Origin of the sequence: Parafrankia elaeagni, assembly GCF_000374165.1 — a bacterium.
In the GTDB taxonomy this organism is placed as follows: Bacteria; Actinomycetota; Actinomycetes; order Frankiales; family Frankiaceae; genus Parafrankia; species Parafrankia elaeagni.
The window spans coordinates 1-2,745 of the sequence record NZ_KB893684.1 but is presented as its reverse complement, the minus strand read 5'-3'; the positions used below and the strand labels follow the sequence as shown (position 1 = coordinate 2,745).

Genomic DNA, 2,745 nt, shown 5'->3' with positions numbered 1-2,745 from the left:
CGTAGCGAGAAGGAGCTTCTTTCTTGATCAATAGCAGCACGCCACCCAGAGATCATTAGCGCAACGATCTCACTCAGCCGGAACTACACCCATCTACATATCCTGTTGGTGCTGCAAACTGCTACAGTAAAGCGATGTGGCCACATCGATCGCAGGATTCAACATAGCGTAGTTGCATCCAAAGAATCTAGATGTATCTTCCGTGCTCTCGATGCGGCATGGATCACTAACTATCGCTGTCCGGTATGTCATGCGCCGAGACTGAGGATGACGTCTGGCCGCTGAAACGGGGCAGGGAGTTCATCGCTCCGGCACTCGATTAGGCTGGGAAGATAGCCGCACCTGCCGCCGCTGCGTCGGACAGGTAGGAGTTGCCAGCTTTAAGGGTACCGGAGTCCGTAGCTTGGAGGATGGAGTTGAGCCAGCGGGACGGTGTACGCCGCCGCGGATAGCCACTGCGGGTGGGCACGCTGTCGGCTACGGTGAATATAAGATCCTCTTCGGCGCGTGAGGCCATCACGTGTAGCACCGCCAACTCGTCGTGGATCTCGGCGGGGTCGTTGCTCTTGATGGCGGCGAAGTGCGGGATAAAGTCCTCCTCAAGCCCGATGATGATTACCTTGGTGAACTGTTGGCCCTTGCCGAGGTGGCCGTTGAGAAGGTGCAGCCCGGGGGAAGTGGGTTCGTCCGGGTCGCCGGAAACGCGGATCCCGGCGAGCGCGTCGGCAAGCGGCATCGCGGCGGCCCGCTCACGTAGGGCCACACAGGCAGAGATAACCTCGTCGCGGGCCTCGACATCGTCAGGATCCAGAGCGTCGCGGCAGCGCCGGTGCAGTTCGTCGAGGCGGCTTGCGTCATTGTCGGCCGTGGCGATCGCGCCAGGTGCGTGGGTGCGCAGTAGGTCTACGACTCGGGCTGTGCTGATCGGGTCGTCCCATACTTCTGCCTCCACACGGGCGGCGCGTACTGCGTCATCGACGTAGGCGCGGCGGGCAGCGGTGCGGGCCATCACTCCGACGCTTGGCATGGGGTCCTGTGTCAACCACTCCTGGATCAGCCGCACCACCGCGGTAGCCTCGGCCTGGATGTTCGGAGAACGCAGCACCTCGACGCGTCCCCGGCCGGTCCACCGCGCCGGATTGGCGGACTCGAGCGGGCCGGCACCCAGCTCGGTAGCCAGCGCACCGACCACCCGCAGTACTGCTGGAGAGGAGCGGTGAGAGGGTGTTCTGAGGGTGTTCGCCGGGTTTCGGGTTGGGGTGATGTCTGGCGTGCGGAGATGATCGTGTTGCGTTCGGGGGCTGGTGCGTTCTGCTGGAAGGTATGGCGGAACGTAAGCCGTACCCCAGTGATCTCTCCGATGAGGCGTGGGAGCTGATCTGTCCGGTCCTGACCGCGTGGAAGGCCCGGCATCCCTCGGCGAGTGGGCATCAGGGCCGTTACGCGCTGCGGGAGATCGTGAACGCGATCCTCTACCAGGCCAGGACCGGCTGCCAGTGGCGGTACCTCCCGCACGATCTGCCCTCCACCTCCGCGGTGTGCTACTACTTCGGCCGGTGGCGTGATGACGGGACCACCGAGACGATCCATGACCTGCTGCGCTGGCAGGTCCGGGAACACCACCACCGCCGCGCGGACCCGAGCGCGGTCGTGCTGGACTCCCAGACGGTGCGGGCTTCCACGAACGCCCCCGCGGACACCACCGGCCTGGATCCGGGCAAGAAAAGCCCGGGTCGTAAACGGGGGATCGCCACCGACACCCTCGGTCTGCTGATCGCGGTGACTGTGGTCGCCGCGAGCGTGCACGACAACCTCATCGGTACCGCGCTGCTGGACCGGGTCGCTACCGCGGCCCCGTCGGTGCGCAAGGCGTGGGTGGATGCCGGGTTCAAGACCACGGTGATCGAGTACGGGGCCGGGTTGGGGATCGATGTGGAGATCGTGGGCCGGCCGGTCGAGGCACGGGGATTCACCCCCCTGCCGAAACGATGGGTGGTCGAGCAGACGTTCGGGATCATGATGCTGCACCGGCGCCTCGCCCGGGACTACGAGGCGAAACCCACCAGCGCGGTCGCGATGATCCGCTGGTCGATGGTTGACGTGATGGCACGCCGCCTGACCCGGGGCGCTACCCCGACCTGGCGGGACCCGCCGGTCTGAGCGGCCTGCTGGCCGGGCAGGGGTGGAACCGTGAGCGCCGACCTGCTGGAAAAGATCGAGAACCGGCGTGCGCGGATCCGGCGGACCGTCGAGGAGCTACAAGAAGAGATCAAACGGCTCGGTGAGGAGCTCACCACCGCCGAACACGCCCTGGAACGGTTGGAGATCACCCATCAGACCCTGGTGGAACTGACCACCGAGGACACCCCCACACCAGCCGATCCCCTCCCCGACGGCTACCGGGACGTCCTCGCCCTGTTCGTCCAGGACCAGGATGGGGGGCTGCGCGCCAAGGACGCCTGCCGGGCGCTGGGTGCGGGCACCGAACCCCGCCACGTCGAGGGCATGCGCGCCAAGCTGAAACGGCTGGTCGAGCGCGGCGTGCTCACCGAACCCGAACCCGGCCTGTTCGTCCTGCCCCGCCCGACTCCACCCACCCCAGAGATCAACCCACACTGACACCCGGCAAAACCACGCAGAACACCCTCTGACTGGATGTTTACGTAGTCCTGGTGACGATAAATCACCTTTGATGCCGACGGCTTTTGTGTCTTTCGCCCTGTAGGAGCATGTCCGTGCGTCCCG

At 65.2% G+C, this 2,745-nt stretch carries 3 protein-coding genes; 2 read left to right on the top strand and 1 reads right to left on the bottom strand.

Annotated elements, in window-relative coordinates; genetic code table 11:
• Nucleotides 1-319: 319 nt before the first annotated feature.
• Nucleotides 320-1,192, bottom strand: a complete 873-nt coding sequence (locus B207_RS0105185; protein WP_018635466.1) for a DEAD/DEAH box helicase — start codon at nucleotides 1,190-1,192, stop codon at nucleotides 320-322.
• Nucleotides 1,193-1,323: 131 nt separating this feature from the next.
• On the opposite strand from B207_RS0105185, the gene B207_RS0105180 reads away from it, so the two are divergent.
• Complete coding sequence (locus B207_RS0105180) at nucleotides 1,324-2,160, top strand: IS5 family transposase (RefSeq protein ID WP_018635465.1); 837 nt, start codon at nucleotides 1,324-1,326, stop codon at nucleotides 2,158-2,160.
• Nucleotides 2,161-2,190: 30 nt separating this feature from the next.
• Nucleotides 2,191-2,619, top strand: coding sequence for a hypothetical protein (locus tag B207_RS0105175; RefSeq protein WP_018635464.1), 429 nt, complete (start codon nucleotides 2,191-2,193; stop codon nucleotides 2,617-2,619).
• Nucleotides 2,620-2,745 lie beyond the last annotated feature (126 nt).